The 17,577-nt window shown below is 39.3% G+C and carries 14 protein-coding genes; all 14 read right to left on the reverse strand.

The features are described from left to right. Positions 1–400: 400 nt before the first annotated feature. Entirely contained in the window at positions 401–3,202 is a 2,802-nt protein-coding gene (ileS, locus tag DYD17_RS07740; protein ID WP_003051844.1) for an isoleucine--tRNA ligase, read from the reverse strand. Between the two features lie 265 nt (positions 3,203–3,467). Next, positions 3,468–4,223 (reverse strand): DivIVA domain-containing protein, encoded by a 756-nt coding sequence (locus DYD17_RS07745; RefSeq protein WP_003051845.1) that lies wholly within the window; start codon positions 4,221–4,223, stop codon positions 3,468–3,470. A 9-nt stretch (positions 4,224–4,232) separates the two neighbouring features. Then, the gene (locus DYD17_RS07750) at positions 4,233–5,024 is read right to left on the reverse strand and encodes a YlmH family RNA-binding protein (protein ID WP_003051847.1); all 792 of its coding nucleotides are present in this window, start codon (positions 5,022–5,024) and stop codon (positions 4,233–4,235) included. Further along, positions 5,024–5,278: a YggT family protein gene (locus DYD17_RS07755; protein ID WP_115253002.1), complete on the reverse strand. Its 255-nt coding sequence runs from the start codon at positions 5,276–5,278 to the stop codon at positions 5,024–5,026. Before DYD17_RS07755 ends, DYD17_RS07750 begins: the two co-directional genes overlap by 1 nt. 5 nt (positions 5,279–5,283) lie before the next feature. Then, positions 5,284–5,943 carry a cell division protein SepF gene (sepF, locus tag DYD17_RS07760; protein ID WP_003051852.1) on the reverse strand — a complete coding sequence of 220 codons (660 nt, stop codon included), beginning with the start codon at positions 5,941–5,943 and terminating at the stop codon, positions 5,284–5,286. Positions 5,944–5,955: 12 nt separating this feature from the next. Next, on the reverse strand, positions 5,956–6,627 hold the full coding sequence (locus DYD17_RS07765; protein WP_115253003.1) for a YggS family pyridoxal phosphate-dependent enzyme: 672 nt from the start codon (positions 6,625–6,627) through the stop codon (positions 5,956–5,958). Positions 6,628–6,629: 2 nt separating this feature from the next. After that, entirely contained in the window at positions 6,630–7,949 is a 1,320-nt protein-coding gene (gene ftsZ / locus DYD17_RS07770) for a cell division protein FtsZ (RefSeq protein WP_003051855.1), read from the reverse strand. A 23-nt stretch (positions 7,950–7,972) separates the two neighbouring features. Beyond that, positions 7,973–9,337 carry a cell division protein FtsA gene (gene ftsA / locus DYD17_RS07775; protein WP_003051859.1) on the reverse strand — a complete coding sequence of 455 codons (1,365 nt, stop codon included), beginning with the start codon at positions 9,335–9,337 and terminating at the stop codon, positions 7,973–7,975. A gap of 210 nt (positions 9,338–9,547) precedes the next feature. Continuing rightward, positions 9,548–10,699 (reverse strand): cell division protein FtsQ/DivIB, encoded by a 1,152-nt coding sequence (locus tag DYD17_RS07780; RefSeq protein WP_115253004.1) that lies wholly within the window; start codon positions 10,697–10,699, stop codon positions 9,548–9,550. Next, positions 10,700–11,782 (reverse strand): UDP-N-acetylglucosamine--N-acetylmuramyl-(pentapeptide) pyrophosphoryl-undecaprenol N-acetylglucosamine transferase, encoded by a 1,083-nt coding sequence (locus DYD17_RS07785; protein ID WP_003051867.1) that lies wholly within the window; start codon positions 11,780–11,782, stop codon positions 10,700–10,702. It abuts the gene before it with no gap. After that, complete coding sequence (gene murD / locus DYD17_RS07790; RefSeq protein ID WP_115276447.1) at positions 11,782–13,140, reverse strand: UDP-N-acetylmuramoyl-L-alanine--D-glutamate ligase; 1,359 nt, start codon at positions 13,138–13,140, stop codon at positions 11,782–11,784. The genes DYD17_RS07785 and murD overlap by 1 nt, the downstream gene beginning before the upstream one ends. A 245-nt stretch (positions 13,141–13,385) precedes the next feature. Continuing rightward, positions 13,386–15,032 (reverse strand): transglutaminase domain-containing protein, encoded by a 1,647-nt coding sequence (locus DYD17_RS07795; RefSeq protein WP_115253006.1) that lies wholly within the window; start codon positions 15,030–15,032, stop codon positions 13,386–13,388. Between the two features lie 231 nt (positions 15,033–15,263). Beyond that, positions 15,264–15,515 carry a DUF3165 family protein gene (locus DYD17_RS07800; RefSeq protein ID WP_003051872.1) on the reverse strand — a complete coding sequence of 84 codons (252 nt, stop codon included), beginning with the start codon at positions 15,513–15,515 and terminating at the stop codon, positions 15,264–15,266. A 104-nt stretch (positions 15,516–15,619) separates the two neighbouring features. Continuing rightward, on the reverse strand, positions 15,620–17,461 hold the full coding sequence (gene typA / locus DYD17_RS07805; RefSeq protein WP_115253007.1) for a translational GTPase TypA: 1,842 nt from the start codon (positions 17,459–17,461) through the stop codon (positions 15,620–15,622). Positions 17,462–17,577: the final 116 nt, after the last annotated feature.

The raw sequence follows: 17,577 nt of genomic DNA on the forward strand, positions 1-17,577 counted from the left end.
ACATTACTCTAACTTAGGTCCTTTTTAAAGGGCCTAAGTTTTTTTAGTTATCATGATGAGATCTTATTATATGTCATATCATCCTTACTTTAAAATGCAGTCACAGCAGTTAACATAGGCTAAATGAGCTTATGTCATCATACTAAAAGATCATCAGGTTGTAGACAAAATACCTCTAAGAGAATTTGTTTACAATATCATTTAAAAATAGTATCACTGTTTGCATTGTGTTAGTCAGAGGCGAGTGAAGCGAGCCCAAACTGGGTACTTTACGCTAGAACAAAAACGCCAGAAACATAATGTTTCTGGCGTTTGGAGATTTGGAGACTTAGGCTCACCGTCTAGGTATAAAATCCGTAGGGAGTTGCTACCATCCGTGCTACCTAAGTAAAGTATAGAATTATTTACCACTGTCTTCAAACCCTTCAGCAACAGCTTCTGGGAAATTTTCTTCAATGATCTTAGCGCTATGGTCGCAGACAAATGCATTGTAAGAACGCATGCGAGTAGTTGGGTCAATGCGGCGTGAACGCTCACAAACTTCTCCCACTGCATGTTCAACTGTAAAGGCAATACCTTCAAATGCTACGGCATCAGCAGGAGCATCTGCCAAGTCAGCGATGGTTAATTGAGACACAATCAAAAGTAAAGCAATATCGCTATCCAACGCTGTCAACAAGGTTTTCACTTCTTCGCTAGCGTAGATAGTCAAATGAGCTTCCAATGATTTCCCAATAACCTTGGCATTTCGCGCTTCTTCCAAAGCTTTTTGAGCTTGGGTACGCAAAGTCATGAAAGCTGACCAAGCTTCTAAAATATCCTCTTGAGCTGAGAAGGTTTCTGCCACAGGCATTTCTGCCAATTGAACAAATGCTTCTGACTCATGCTCTAGATAAGACCAGATTTCTTCAGTAGTGTGAGGCAAGATTGGCGTCAATAACTTCGTAATCTTAACCAAGATATCATAGAAGACTGTCTGCATGCGACGACGTTCTAAGCTGTTTGCAGCTTCAATATAGACAACGTCTTTAGCAAAATCAAGATAGAAGGCTGATAAATCAACCGTAACAAAGTTCACCACTGCTTTGTAAATAGTCATAAAGTCATAACGCTTATAAGCGTCATTAATCGTTGCTACCAACTGATTAAAGACAATTGTCATGTACTTATCAACAGCTCCTAGGTCTGCATAAGCTACTGTATCCGTAGCAGGGTTGAAATCAGATGTATTAGCAATCAAGAAGCGAAGGGTATTACGGATTTTACGGTAGGTTTCAGAGACTTGACCAAGAATCTCCATAGAAACACGGACATCATTATCGGTATCCACAGAAGCTACCCACAAACGGAGAATATCTGCACCATATTGTTTAGCCACATCATTTGGAGAAATAATATTGCCTTTTGATTTAGACATTTTTTCTCCCTTACCATCAAGAACAAAGCCTTGCGATAAGATAGCCTTATAAGGAGCATAACCGTTAACAGCCACAGAAGTGATTAAGGATGAATTGAACCAACCACGATACTGGTCAGAACCTTCTAGGTATAGGTCAGCTGGATAAGATAGGTTTTCCCTAGCATTCATAACACCATTCCAAGAAGAACCAGAGTCAAACCAAACATCCATGATATCAGTTTCTTTTGTAAACTCACCATTTGGTGACCCTGGATGAGTGAAGCCTTCTGGTAATAGGTCTTTAGCGTCTTTTTGCCACCAAATGATTGAGCCATTTTCTTGGAACAAATTGGCCACATGATCTGTTACTTCCTTAGTCATAATAGCTGTGCCATCTTCCGCATAGAAGATTGGAAGTGGAACACCCCAAGCACGTTGACGAGAAATAACCCAATCACCACGATCACGAATCATATTGTAAAGACGTGTTTTACCCCAAGAAGGATGGAAAGTTGTTTTTTCAATTTCATCTAAAATATCCTGACGGAAGTCAGAAACAGAAGCAAACCATTGCGGTACAGCACGCCAGATGATTGGTTTTTTCGTCCGCCAGTCAAATGGGTATGAGTGATTGATCACTTCTTGTGCTAATAAGAGGTCACCAAGTTTATCTATGACAATTGGCGTTACCTTATCATAAAATTGTCCGTGGAAATCTGGTCCTGCATTTTCCATCATGAGACCACGTTCATCAACTGTTACAGCAACTTCCAGTTTATATTTTGTACCAACATTGTAGTCATCCTCACCAAAACCTGGTGCTGTGTGGACAATCCCTGTCCCTGATTCAAGAGTAACATGATCACCTAGGATAACGAGTTCTTCTACGTCAGTGTCCCAAGGGTGTTCTGTCACGATGTACTCTAGATCAGCTCCTTTATGACTAGCTAAAGTCTCAAAAGACTCCCAACCAAATTTTCCAGCAAGGCTATCTAAAAGGCCTTCTGCCACAACATACTGACGGTCTGAACCAGCAGGTTTCACCACAAGATAATCCATATCAGGCCCAACTGTCAATCCACGTGATGCTGTAACGGTAAATGGTGTTGTGGTCCAAACAACGATATACGTATTGGTATCAAGGACGTTTTTACCATCTTTAACTTTATTGGCGTAGTATAAAGAGGTTGAGTCAATATCATGGTATTCAATTTCAGCTTCTGCCAAGGCCGATTCTGAAGACCAAGACCAATAAACTGGTTTAGCGCCACGATAGATGTATCCTTTATCAGCCATCACCCCAAAGACACGGATTTGATCAGCTTCAAATTGTGGATCCAAAGTCACGTAAGGGTTCTCCCAGTCCGCTGACACACCCAGACGTTTGAAGTCATCACGTTGTTTATTCACTTGGCTTAAAGCATATTGACGGCACATGTCAAGATAGTCAGCCAAATCCATTTCCTTACGCTTCACACCTTGTTTAGCCAAGACTTGTTCTATTGGAAGCCCATGTGTATCCCAACCTGGAACATAAGGTGCTTGGAAGCCTGACATAGACTTAGAGCGAACAATAATATCTTTTGAAATTTTATTAAGAGCATGCCCAACGTGAATATTGCCATTGGCATATGGAGGACCATCATGAAGATGGAAAGCTGGTTTGCCAGCATTAAGTTCTTGGCGTTTTGTGTACAAATCTGCTTCTTCCCAAGCTGCTTGCCATTGTGGTTCTTTATTAGGAAGACCAGCTCGCATTGGAAATGCTGTTTTCCCAAGATTAAGTGTTTCTTTTAATTTCATTGTATCAAACTCCTTCTAAACAATCTTGAAACTATATAAAAAAAGCCTCGTCTCAAAAAAGGACGAAAGCTCGTGGTACCACCTTAGTTCAGAATAGCTACAAAATAACTATTCCCTCTTTGCTCGTAAGGTGAACCAACCTCTTCGCCTACTGTCATTCAGCGAAAATATAAGAAAATGATAATGTGAATGCTCAGGGAATGCAGGACTCTCATCGTCTCCCGCTTGCTGTGATTGTAAGCAAACCATCTTGTTTTTCTATATCTTAAATATTCAATTTAAACGTCTGTGTCTCACTAAGATTTACAGGTTCAGCTTCTGCCTCATTCTGATGCTCTTGTTGGTGAGCTTCTAATTCTTTGTTACTTTCATCAACACGACGTTGCAATTCCTCTAGTTCTTCTGGAGTAAACTGACGTGTAGCATCAAAAGAAGCACTATCATCAGAATCCGGAATATCTTCATTAAGAACAGTCTTTACAACTTCTTTGAACGCTGCATCCGAATTTTGAAGGTAAATTGCGGTTGGCTGTAACAACTCATCCCATTCAGGTGAATTTGATAAGCTCAATTGTGACTCAATTGATGAAATCAAACGTTGATGGAAAACACGGGTTTGACGTTTCAATTCTTCTGTCTCAATCGCCACACGCTTTGCTTCGTCAGTTGCATCACGTAGCATTTGATTTGCCTTTGCTTTTGATGCATCCAGCAAGTGCTGAGCATCATAAGTCGCTTTGCTAACCAAGTTTGTTGCTTCCGCATTAGCCGTTGCTTTCACTTTTTCAGCTGTTTCTTGAGCTAAGATTACAGACTGGCTAAGTGACTCTTTCATTTCATCAAAATAAGATAATTTTTCCTCAAGGTCTTTAATACGCGCTTCGTTGTCACGATTTTTACGAACTAAAGCCTCATAGTCGTCAACAACAATGTCAAGGAATTCGTTAACTTCCTCTTCACTATATCCACGGAATTTGGTTTTAAACGTTTTATCTTTAATTTCTAGTGCTGTAAGTGCCATTATGTCTCCTTATTTATGCATCATTTTACTAAGCGTCAATTTGTATTTCCCATTTTTGGTCAATCCATTATCCGTTAGAAGGGTAAACCGACCATAACCTCTAATGCTCACCATATCCCCTATGGCTAAATGATCAGCTACCTTATGAACCTGCCGGTAGTTAACTTTCACTTTGTCAGTTTCAATCAATGTCATGGCTTGTGCTCGTGATTTTTTCAACACCGTCGCAACCAAGCGATCTAACCGCAGGCTCGAAACCATGATATCCACAAGTTGCGCATCATTAGAGGATTTGATCAGTTGATTCAAAGGAATTTCCTTCAACGAAACACTCGCTCTGGCTATTTTAGAAATGGTTGTTAACACATAATCTAATAGCTGTCGATTAATCATGAGTTGCGCATACCCTGTTTCCACAAAGATATCCCCAAGTAGATTTCGTTTAATCCCCAGTTCATTAATCAAAGTTCCTAAAATTTGACCATGCGTTAACTGATTAAACTTTGCTTGATAGGTTATTTCTACCAAAGCTATCTGAAAATCAGCTTCATCCAAGTCATAATAATCCGGTACAACAATCACACGACCATACTCACTTGGATAATAATCTGTTGAGGAAAAAACCTTTAAATCCGTTGGAGCAACCAGACTTTTTAGAATCGTTATCTCTCTAGGATTTAAAAAATCAGTGACTTCTAAAAAATAGTGACTATCCACCCTGTTAATCATATCAGACATTTTCTCAATAAAAGGGTATTCCTCAGGATAAAAATGCTGATAAAGTTGTTTGTGATTAACCATTAAATAAACACTCTAATCAAAATTTGAGCTAAGAAATTTAAACCAATGATAATAACAAAAATAGTAAAATCAAGGCCCGCAAATTGTAAGTTCAATGCTCTAAAGGGCTTCAAGACTGGTTCAACAATACCGCTAAGTAAACGACCAATCCAAGAGTTATAAGCTCCTGGGAACCATGATAATAGGGCATAAGCTATTAACAAGTAGCTGTAAACTCTGATTAAGCGAAGGAGGATAGATAATATCAATATCATATAAGTTACCGTCTCTTCATATCAAAGTCAAAACCAATATCTTGGCCGTTATTTGGGATATTCATATCTTCAATATTAACAGATACATTTGATGGGGTCAACAAATACATAGAAGACCCAACCTTCTGCAAGGTTCCATAAAGAACCTTACTTGCACCATCAATAAAATCCAAACAGCGTCTAGCTTGAGCATCTAGCATGTATTGAAAATCAATCAAGACACACTCATTGACAATCAGAAGATCAACAATTTCTTGAGCATCCTCATATTTACGAGGATATTTCAAGGCAATTGTTGTTTGATCAGGTTGACTAACATGCTGATATTGCTCACGACGACTAGCAGCAGTTTGAACGGTTGGATTTACCCTTCTCTCAATAGACTCTTGCGAAGTTCTTGCTTGCGTCTGATAATGACGTTCAGATGCACTTGGTCTTGGTTGTGTTTGAGGTCTTGACTGAGGCTGCGCTTGATGTCTCACTTGTTGACTTTGTTGTGATTGGCTGACTCTCGGTGCCTGTTTTGGCTGACTACTTGGTCTCACTGACTGCTGTGGTCTTGAAGCAACTTCTTCAGTTGCATCTGTTGCTTCTTCTTCCACCTCGTTAACACCGTCAGTATCAAAATAAGAAATCATCTTATTAAATGTGTCTTTAATTGCCATCTTATTCTCCATTTAGTGAAAGAAAGACGTTCCAATACGAACGAAAGTTGAGCCTTCCTGAATAGCAATTAAATAATCGCCACTCATACCCATACTCAATTCTGTAAAAGGCATGTTCTTTCTTTTTTTTGACTGCAAGTTTTTTCTCAATTGATTAGCTTCTCGGAAGATAGAGGCAATTCTTTCTTGACTAGCATCTGCTGGCGCCATCGTCATGAGACCGACAAGCTGGACATTTTCCATCTTACTAATCTCCTCAATTGCTACTTCAATCTCAGAGACCTTAAAGCCATGCTTGCTATCTTCTTCAGAAATATTAACTTGTAGAAAACACTTTACAGGATGATCAGCTCTCTTTTCAATTTCTGAAGCTAACTTTACAGAATCCAAAGCATGGAAATAATCAACAAAATTGATAACCTCCTTTACTTTACGACGTTGTAAAGTTCCAATGAGATGCCACGTCACCGATCTATCTTTTAATGCTTCATATTTATCAAGAAATTTATCCACACGGTTTTCAGCGATATGCTCGATTCCGGTATCAATAAGCTGACCTGCAATTGTACTGTCCACATATTTTGTCACAGCGATCACCGAAACACTATGCTCAGGTCTATGTGCTGCTTCAGTAGCTAAGCGGACATTGTCAAAAACAATCCTTTTATTTTTTTGTAAATCCATTATTAACGGTTTTTAAAAAATGGTGGTGTTTCTAATTCATCGTCAATGTCATCATTTGCTGAGAAAGTTGACATATTTAATTGGTTATCCAGTTCACCTTCTGTTGGCCGAGAAATATTATCACGTCTCAAATCCCAGTTACCAAATGCTGACCCTTGGTTCTGGTTATGACTTGGGGCAGACGTTTGTGCATTCGACATCTCGCGTGTTTCACCCATATCAAAATCGAAACTTGAACGACGGTCAAAACCTGGTTGAACGGGTTGCTTCACTTGTTCTGAAGCATATTGAGCACCAGCTGCTTGTTGAGCATTCGCTTGAGCAAATGTACGTGGTTGACGGAAGCCAGATACTTGTTCAGCCTTATCTTGTCGCACACCAGTCGCAACAACTGTGACACGAATTTCATCCTTCATCGTATCATCAATAGATGTTCCTAGCCAAATGTTAACTCCTTGACCAGCTGCTTGACCAACGATTTCAGAAGCTTCCTCTGCTTCTGTAAGGGTCATGTCAAGTCCACCTGTCACGTTAACGATAACGTCTTCTGCGCCATCAATGGTTGTTTCAAGAAGTGGTGAATAAATGGCTTTACGAGCTGCTTCAACGATGCGTTCTTCTCCAGAACCAATTCCGATACCCATAAGGGCATTTCCCTTATTTGCCATAACAGTCTTCACGTCGGCAAAATCAAGGTTAATAAGGCCTGGGCTTGTAATCAAATCAGTAATACCTTGAACACCTTGGCGTAGGACGTTGTCAGCTTCGCTAAGTGCTTCAAGCAATGGTGTTTTTTTATCAACGATTTCAAGAAGGTTATTATTTGAAATAATCAACAACGTGTCAACTTGCTCGCGCAATTCTTGGATACCTTCAATTGCAAAGTTACCACGTTTATTTCCTTCAAATCCAAATGGACGAGTAACAACAGCTACGGTCAAGGCTCCTAGACTTTTAGCAATACGTGCGATTACTGGTGCAGCTCCTGTACCAGATCCACCACCCATACCAGCAGTGATGAAGACCATGTCTGCACCAGTAAGAGCTTCTGACAAAACTTCTTCACTTTCTTCAGCAGCTTTACGACCAACTTCCGGTTGGCCTCCAGCACCTAGACCACGCGTTAATTTTGGTCCAAGCTGGATAACTGTTTCAGCCTTTGATGAACTCAATGCTTGAATATCAGTGTTTGCAGCGATAAACTCAACACCTGCAACACCTTCATCAATCATGCGATTGATAGCGTTTCCGCCACCTCCACCAACACCGATTACTTTAATGATTGCACCTTGAATTGATGCCGTATCGAATGAAAATGCCATTTTATTTCCTCACTTTATTACTTTTAGTCAAACATGCTTCCAAAGATACCACGAACGCGTTCTGAAATCTTTTGCTTAGGTTCAGCAGGTGCTTGTGGCTCATAGGTTGCTTGTGGTACTTGTTGCTCATAGCGAACAGGTGTTTCGGATCTTCTTGCCTCATTGTAGTCTGGCAAGTAAGACTCCTGACCAGTAAAGTCAATTGGCTTACGTCTCAAGAATTCCTCACCTGAAACCGCATTTTGAGCAAGAACATCTACTTCTGACATCATGCCCACGTATTCTACCAAGCTAATCACATTCGCAAACATTGGGTTTCGAATACCAACTTGGTTTGGAACGTGAAGTTTTACAGTTGTTCCAAAAATATCTTGAGCAACTTCAATCACACCTGGCATAATAGCACCACCACCAATGAGAACAATACCACCTGGTAAATCAAGCAAGCGTCCTCTTTCCAAATCTTGTTTCACACGATCTAAAATGTGGCGGATACGGGCTGAAATAATTTCAGACAAGTAACGTTCAGTCACTTCAACTGGTTCTTCGCTACCAACTACATCTACTTTAACCGTCTCTGTCAGGCTTGCTTCAGCCATGTTAGCTTGACCAAAATTATATTTCAAGGCTTCAGCAATAGATAAAGAGGTTTTCAACACTTTAGAGATATCTTTGGTGATATACTCACCACCCTCTGCATAAATATTAGTGTACTGTAATTCTTGAGCTCTCATTGAGGCAACTGTTGTTTGCCCACCGCCCATATCAATAACAGTAGCACCAAACTCACGTTCACCTTCATTTAAAACAGTCTTAGCCATTGCTAATGGTGAAATAATAATATTTTCAACCTTGATGCCCGCACGCTCCACCGTTTTACGTAAATTGTGTAAGATGGTACTTGGGCCAGTGTAAATCAAGCCACGCATTTCTAACCTAATCCCCATCATCCCACGTGGATCACGAATACCCTGGAAACCATCAACAATAAACTCTTCTGGAACCAATGAAATCACTTCACGTTCGGGTGTAATGCTTTTTGTGAGGGCTGATTTTACCACACTGTCAACATCTTCATCTTTGATTTCTTTTGATTCACTTGGAACAGGAATCATCCCCTGTGTTGGCTCAATTTGAAGCAGATTTGCTGGTAACCCAACATTCACCTTTTCAATTGTCATTCCTGCTTTTTCTTCTGCTTGTTCTACTGCAGTTTTGATGGCAGTCGCTGCTGCCTCAATATCAATTATTATGCCATCTTTTACGCCGGCACTTGGAACATTACTCACACCAATGACGTTCATCTCACCAGAAATAAATTCTGCAACTAAAACTTTTATTGAGCTTGTTCCAATGTCCAAACCAGTAAAAAAGCCATTTCTAGCCATTCACTTGACCTCACTTACTTTCCAAACTTTTACTATTCTAAAAACTGCTAAAAAACAGAATTATTCAGAGAATATTATAACATAAAAAAACGTAAAATGTTATCATTTTACGCATTTTGTTATATAAACTTAACTTTTTCTAGTCAATTTAATCAAACATGATTATATCTGGTTTTAAAAGGCTTTTTACAACTATTTTCGATACCAAAATTAGGTGTTCGATGGACTTGCCTGATTTGGATTAGTAACCTCTGTTGTTTCAGACGCTTGACCTTGTCCTGTATCAGTAGCATGTTGATTTCCTGACTGGTCTTGAGACGGATTGCTATCAGCACTTTCGCCTTCTTTGTTAGATGTATTTTGTTCTGCTGCTACTGGTACTTCTACTTGATTTTCAATGTCAGCTGTTGTGGTATAGATTCCCACTTCCATGTCAACTATACTATCACTTTCAAGATTTTTTTTCAATTTTTGATAGTAAGGTAGTTTTAAGGTAAGTTGTGACTGCGGAACCCTAATCAGATTGCCATCATGCATGTCAATGACCAATAAATCTGATGTAGTTTTAGAACCAGCCAAAGAAACTGATTTTATGTTTTTGACTAAAGATTTAGGCAAGGTTGTTAGTTGTTTAACCAATTCTTGGATAGCTTTTTTATCTTCTAAATTAATAATCAAAAAAGATTTTGGCAGTTCTGAAGCCTTAACCTTATCAACCCGCTTACCATTTTCCAAGATAGGTTGAAAACCTCCTTCGACTTGTGCGTAGGCAATGACCTCAAATTCGGTCACATTAAACTGAAAATGATTAGGAAACTGATAAGACATCTTAACAGACTTAACCCAAGGGTTAGCGTCAACAATAGCTTGTTCGTAAAGACCAGGGGATGTCAGTAAGGTGAGCCAGTAATCTGAAGCTTTCACCTTACTTGCTTTTACTAATTCTTCTAAATTCGTTTGATGATTACCTTTTATCGAAAAATCTTTAACCTTACTGTAAGGGGTAATCATGAAAATAGATGCTGCCATGAGTAATAGTGATACTAATATAACAGGTAAGGATTTTTGAAAGGCAATTTGACTTAAACTTTTCTCTTTTACTTTCTTGATCTTTTTTTTCTTCTTAGGAAGAACAGGTGGTTCATCCGCACTTGGGCTTTTCGTCTCATCTTTGGGCTCAACTGGTTTATCTTCTTCTGAAGTCGATTGAAGTTGTGCTTTTTTCTCAGTCAACAGTTTCTCTTTGAGTTTTTTTTCTTCCTCAGCTTGCTGTTTCTTTTTCTTCAAAAATTCGATATTGCGTTTTTGCCATTCTGTCAAAATGAGCTTATCGTCTTTTTTTTTCTCTTTATCTTTTGCCATTTACTTCTCCTTAATCGCGGAGCTAATATCGGCTCTCAAAAGGTCATAAAACAAGTCCAACGACTGAATGTCCTTTGTGGCTAACATCGTTGCCTCATAATGCGCTTGGTTATCGAACAATTCTCTTATTGCCTTTTTAAGATTATCCAAAGTTAATTCGGGTTCCAACAACTGCTTGGCATAGCCCTTTGCTTCAAAATAAGCGGCATTCTCCAATTGATCGCCACGGCTAGCTTCTCTTCCCAGAGGTACAATGAGATGTAGCTTAGCCATTGCCAATAATTCAAAGAGGGTATTCGAGCCTCCTCGAGTGATAACAAGATCCGCCATCCCCATTAAGGGCTGATATAGATCCGTGACATAATCTACACGATAGAGATTAGGACTCAGTTCATTAAGATTAGGATCTCCCGTCACATTAATAATATTATAAGCCTGCCTTAACTCCGGATGGTCGCTAACAAACTGATTAAAGACTTGAGCCCCTGCCGAACCTCCAATAAATAAAAGGTTTTTTAAGTCACTATTAAAATAAGACTTAATGGCATCAAGTTGAGTGGTCCCCGACACCTCTTGGGCAGTTGCTGAAACCTTTGTTACCGCACCAAGATGCTTGGTTCTAGGCAAGAGGTGGTCCTGCTCAAAAGTGGTATACATGGTGGTCGCGAGTTTATAGGCAATTTTATTAGCAAGCCCCATTGATCGATCCGATTCGTGAATAAACACTGGTTTCCCCAGAAACTTAGCAGCCATGACAGGTGGAACGGAAACAAAACCACCTTTGGAAAAGAGCGCTTGCGGTCGAATCTTAGCGATAATCACCAGTGACTGCAACAAGCCTAGCGCAACCTTAAAGATATCCACTACATTTTGCCATGAAAAATAGCGGCGCAGCTTTCCAGTGGCAATGGCATGGAAAGTCACATCAAGTCCTGATTTTTCGATTTCCTGGTGCTCAATGCCGTTCTTGTCTCCAATGTAATGTACTTCCCAGCCGTCGCTGATAAACTTTGGAATAAGAATTAAATTTAAGGTCACATGACCGACGGTTCCGCCACCTGTCAATACAATTTTCTTAGACATTAGGCATCTCCTTTTAATTTTGCAAAGGTTGCCAAAAATTCATCCCCGCGGACTTCAAAGTTAGGATACATGTCCCAACTAGCATTGGCCGGGCTAAGCAAGATTGTATCTCCTGCCTGTGCTTCTTGGAAAGCTAATTCAGTCGCGGCAGCAACATCAGCTGCTTCACGGTAAGGAACATTTGCCATTTCCGCTGCTCGCTTCATTCGCTCCGCTGATTCTCCCAAGATAATCATTTGTTTCAAACCTCTAAGGTCTGGTACTAAATCGTCAAATTCATTTCCCCGATCTAGTCCACCTGCAATCAAAACTAGCTTCTTATTGTCAAAGCCAGATAAAGCTTTCTGAGTTGCTAAAATATTGGTTGATTTACTGTCATTATAAAAGATTATATCTTTAATTTTCCCGACAAGTTGTAGGCGATGTTTAACACCCCCAAAATGGGAAAGAACTTCCACAATAACATCGTCGGCAATGCCAGACAATTTAGCCACGGCAATTGCTGCTAAAGCATTCTCAATATTATGCTCCCCCGGAACACCCAAGTTAACCACAGGCATTATAGGATGTCCTTTAAAATAAAGCATCCCGTCTTCCAGATAAGCTCCGTCAACCACTTCTTGAGTTGAAAAAGGAATGACCGTTGCCTTAGTTATTTTAGCTAAGGCTGCTGAGATTTCTTGATTAGCATTTAAAATGAGATAGTCTTCAGCTGTCATTTCAGCCTGAATCCTCCATTTGGCCGCCACATAATCCTCAAAACTCCCATGATAATCGAGATGAGTGGGCATCAGGTTTGTGATAACAGCGATATGGGGCTTAAATGTGTCAACCCCCATTAATTGGAAAGAGGATAATTCCATTACTAGCGTGTCATTAGCGCTAGCTTTTTGAACGATTTCGGAGGCAGGATAACCAATATTTCCTGATAATAAAGCAGATTGACCATCTGCATTTAAGACATCGGCAATCATTGTTGTAGTCGTTGTTTTTCCATTTGTCCCTGTAATCCCAACAATATAGGATTCGGATACCAAATAAGCCAACTCAACTTCGGTCAAGACAGGAATTTGTTTTTCAAGCGCACGTGTAACCATAGGGTTATCGTAATGAATTCCTGGATTTTTGACCATATATTCAAAGTCTTCATCCAATAATTCTAGGGGATGACTGCCACAAACAACCTTAATACCTTCTTCCAACAAGGCTTGTGCTGCTGGATTTTCTTCAAAAGGTTTTCCATCATTAACGGTGACAAGAGCACCTAGTTTGGCTAAGAGTCTTGCAGCTGCTTCGCCCGATCTCGCTAAGCCTAATATTAATACTTTTTTATTTTCAAATTCTCTGATTTTTTTCATCTGAGCCCACACTATCCATTCTATTTGGTTTCTATTTTACCTTTATTTAAAAGCTTTTTCAAGATTTTAAAAAAGGATCTGATGCTTTCTAGATTAGAATCCGTTTCCAAAAAGAGGTGCCATTGTTCTCATTATAAGTATCAAAAAAGACAAACATCAACAGAGATATTTGCCTTTTCTACTAACTACATCAAGTCTCCCAGCCTAACGTTAAGGATGTTATCACTCAAGAATCTCCCAATACCTTAAGTTAAACGTCCAAATTGGTCAAAAACGTACCATTTTCCTTCAATCTGATAGCTACCTGTCACTACATTACAATCGCTACCGCAATAATAGTAATCATTGTTATCTTTTACCCATTGATTTTGAACAAATTGACCATTTACAGCGTAGCGATATTGCCCTTGATCGTTATGATACCATGTTCCATGACTAACAACATTTTTAAAGGTAATGTTTCTATCATCCCCTAACACATCACCACCAAAAGTAGCTGGATTACTGAAAACAGAACCTTGACTGGTCATTGTTACTTCCTCAGCATAGTCTTCTCCATCTAACTGATCATAACCCTTAGACGCTTTTGGTGAATGACTCTTTGCTGATTGGTTTTTAAACAGCTCAGCAAAAGTTTGGTCATCTAAATAGGTTGTGGCACTTGCTTTTTCTCCTTGAAGGTTACGACCATAAACAAGCCATTCACTAGGGTTACTTCGCATCATCCAATCTTCAAAAGCTTTACTGTATTCCATTTCTCTAAAACCATTGGCCTCACGAACTGACATTTCCACAGGCGTATAGTTTCTTCCAAAATGAGTGATTTGTACTTTTTTACCTGGACGATTGCCACTCGTTGTGTCGAGATAATACCATGCCCCATCATAATGAACTCTGGTTACCTGGTGAGGAATGCCATTATAATTGACACCACCAACGACATAAGCTTTAATGCCCATTAGGTTAAGGGCTCTTGCTGTAATGGCGCTATAGCCGACACAAACAGCCTTTTGACGTTCTGTCACTGAAAAGATATCTGAGGCTCTATAATAAGCTTGTTTATTATCAATACTACTACCTTCTAAATCATAATCAAACGTATTTGTGACATACAGACACCATTTACGAAGTCTTTCTTTTTCAGTCGTTTCTTTCATCGCTCCCGATTCTTCAATCAAGGCTTTGATTTTCTCATCATTCGCAAGATAGCGTTCTAAACTAGCATTTGAATTTTCATAGCCTCCAATAGAACCACTACCAATCCCCTCAACATAATTCATCATGCGAATATTTCGTGAGTAAAACGTCTGAGAGCCAATAGTCATTGGTCGGGACTGTTGACCAATTGATAATCCTGCATTGGCTAATAATAATTTTAAAGGAACACTTTCAGTTAAATCAAAACTAGCAACCACTAACTTCTCTGTTAAATCAAAACCTTGAATTGTCTTGCGAACTAGCGCATTATATTCTTCTAAATTATTAAGAACATAACTTCCTTTTGGAATTAATAAAAGTATATTCCCCCCACTAGACCATCCATGATTTACTTTAACAAAGTCATATTTTGAAACATAATCTGAACCTAAGTGATCAGCTAAATTTCGTTCCATTTCAAACGGCCAAACTCGAAAATGCTTATCTGTTCCAAGTACATAAGCATTTAAACCTGTCAGTTTGTCGCCTCCTCTTTCTTGAATAACCCCTTCAATAATTTGGTCCGTGCTGATACTTACTTTTTCAAGATGGTCTGTTTGCGAAAGATGATCTTTCCGATCCAATTCGCGAGATACCATACTTGCTTGGTTAGTATCAGCTTTAACATATAGTGGTGCTACCAAAAAACAAGTTGATAGTGCCACTATTCCTAATTGACCTAGCATTTTTTTCATAGCTAGTCCTCCTTTTTATATCATCTATCCCCAATAGTATTATATTACTTTTTTTAGAAAATGTAAAATTTTTAATAAAAAATATTTAGTGTAAAAAAAATTAAAAATAGTTAAACTCTAAAGTGTAACAACGATGATAACAAAGAGTGAAGGGCTTATCTTTAGACATTAGTAATAAAGAGTGGACTGAGATGGTGACGAGAAAATTGTTATGACTTACAGAAACAGGTGTTATTTAACTCTGTTTTTTTTAGGCAGTTTGAATAAGTCTTTGAGAGCATAGTATCCCAATACTATCATCCCGAGTCCTACAAATATTTCAGGAGGTGTCTGCATGATTTTGATAAAACTCAGTCCAGCTAAAACAATGAGGAGGGCAACTAGACCCACAAGACCAATCATACCAATCGTATTACGCACACTTTTAGGTGCCATAAACAGATAGTAGGAAATAATTAAGGCCGCAATAATAAGATAGAACATCCTCATCTCCTTTGATTCTAATAAAGTAGGTAGCCCTTAGACGCAAAAAGACCTTTAGAAAAGTTTCTTTCCTAAATATCTTTTTGTTATTCATTTTTTATGGTTTATTCAGCTGATTTTTTCTTTTTATTGGCTTTATCACGCGCAGCTTTATTCAAGATTTGTTTACGCAAGCGGATAGATTCTGGCGTTACTTCCATGTATTCGTCGTCATTCAAGAACTCCAATGACTCTTCAAGCGTCAGAATACGAGGTGTTTTAATCACAGCTGTTTGGTCCTTAGTGGCTGAACGAACGTTTGTCATTTGTTTAGCCGTTGTGATGTTAACCCCAAGGTCATTGTCACGTGAGTTTTCACCGACAATCATTCCTTCGTAGACTTCTGTTCCCGGATTAACAAAGATAGTTCCACGTTCTTCAATACGCATGATTGAATAAGTGGTTGCCTTACCATTATCAATAGAAACAAGGGCTCCACGGTGACGGCCACCAATTTCACCTGCAACGACTGGCATGTATTGGTCAAAGGTATGGTTCATAATCCCATAACCACGTGTCATTGAAAGGAATTCTGTTGAGTAACCAATCAAACCACGAGCAGGAATCAAGAAAATCAAACGCGTTTGACCATTACCAACCATTTGCATATCAAGCATGTCCCCTTTACGTTCTGAAAGGGATTGAATAATAGCACCTTGGTATTCTTCTGGCGTGTCAATTTGCACACGTTCGAAGGGTTCACATTTGACACCATCAATTTCTTTGATAATAACTTCTGGACGCGATACTTGAAGTTCGTAGCCTTCACGGCGCATGGTTTCGATAAGAATTGACAAGTGCAATTCACCACGGCCTGAAACAGTCCATTTATCTGGAGAATCTGTTGGGTCAACACGAAGTGAAACGTCTGTTTGCAACTCTGCCAATAAGCGCTCTTCAACTTTACGAGACGTGATCCATTTACCTTCACGTCCTGCAAAAGGTGAATTATTGACCAAGAAAGTCATCTGAAGCGTTGGCTCATCAATCCGAAGAATTGGCAGAGCTTCCACAAAATCAGTCGGTGTAATGGTTTCTCCAACGAAGATATCTTCCATACCTGAAACAGCAATCAAGTCACCTGCTTTTGCTTCTTGAATTTCACGACGTTCCAATCCGAAGAAACCAAACAGTTTTGTGACACGGAAGTTTTTAGTTGTACCATCAAGTTTTGAAAGGGTTACTTGATCACCCACTTTAACAGTACCACGGAAGACACGACCGATACCGATACGACCTACGAAATCATTGTAGTCCAAAAGCGACACTTGGAATTGCAAAGGCTCATCTGAATTATCAACTGGCGCTGGAATATGATCAATGATCGTATCAAAGATAGGTGCCATGGTATGCTCTTGGTCAACAGGGTCATCTGATAATGATGATGTGCCATTAATAGCTGACGCGTAAACAACTGGGAATTCCAATTGCTCATCATCGGCACCAAGTTCGATGAATAATTCAAGCACTTCATCTACAACTTCTGCTGGACGAGCTGAAGGTTTGTCAATCTTGTTCACAACAACAATTGGGATAAGATTTTGTTCAAGTGCTTTTTTCAATACGAAACGAGTCTGAGGCATTGTTCCTTCGTAGGCATCCACAACAAGAACAACCCCGTCAACCATTTTCATGATACGTTCAACTTCACCACCGAAGTCCGCGTGTCCTGGGGTATCCATAATGTTAATACGAACATCGTTGTAGGCTACCGCCGTATTTTTCGCAAGGATTGTAATCCCGCGTTCTTTTTCAAGGTCATTGGAATCCATGGCGCGCTCTTGAAGCTCTTTACGCTCATCAAGAGTATGGGATTGTTTTAATAATTCATCTACAAGTGTTGTTTTTCCGTGGTCAACGTGGGCAATAATCGCTACGTTACGGATATCATTTCTTAAGTTAGTCATTTGTTCCTCTAAGTAAATATATTTTAACTAGATAAGTATAACACAAAATATTTTAAAAAACTGGTTTTAATCAATTGTAAATGTTTTCAGATTTTCAAAGCTCTTATATACCCAAA

Origin of the sequence: Streptococcus dysgalactiae subsp. dysgalactiae (genome assembly GCF_900459225.1) — a bacterium.
Lineage (GTDB): Bacteria > Bacillota > Bacilli > Lactobacillales > Streptococcaceae > Streptococcus > Streptococcus dysgalactiae.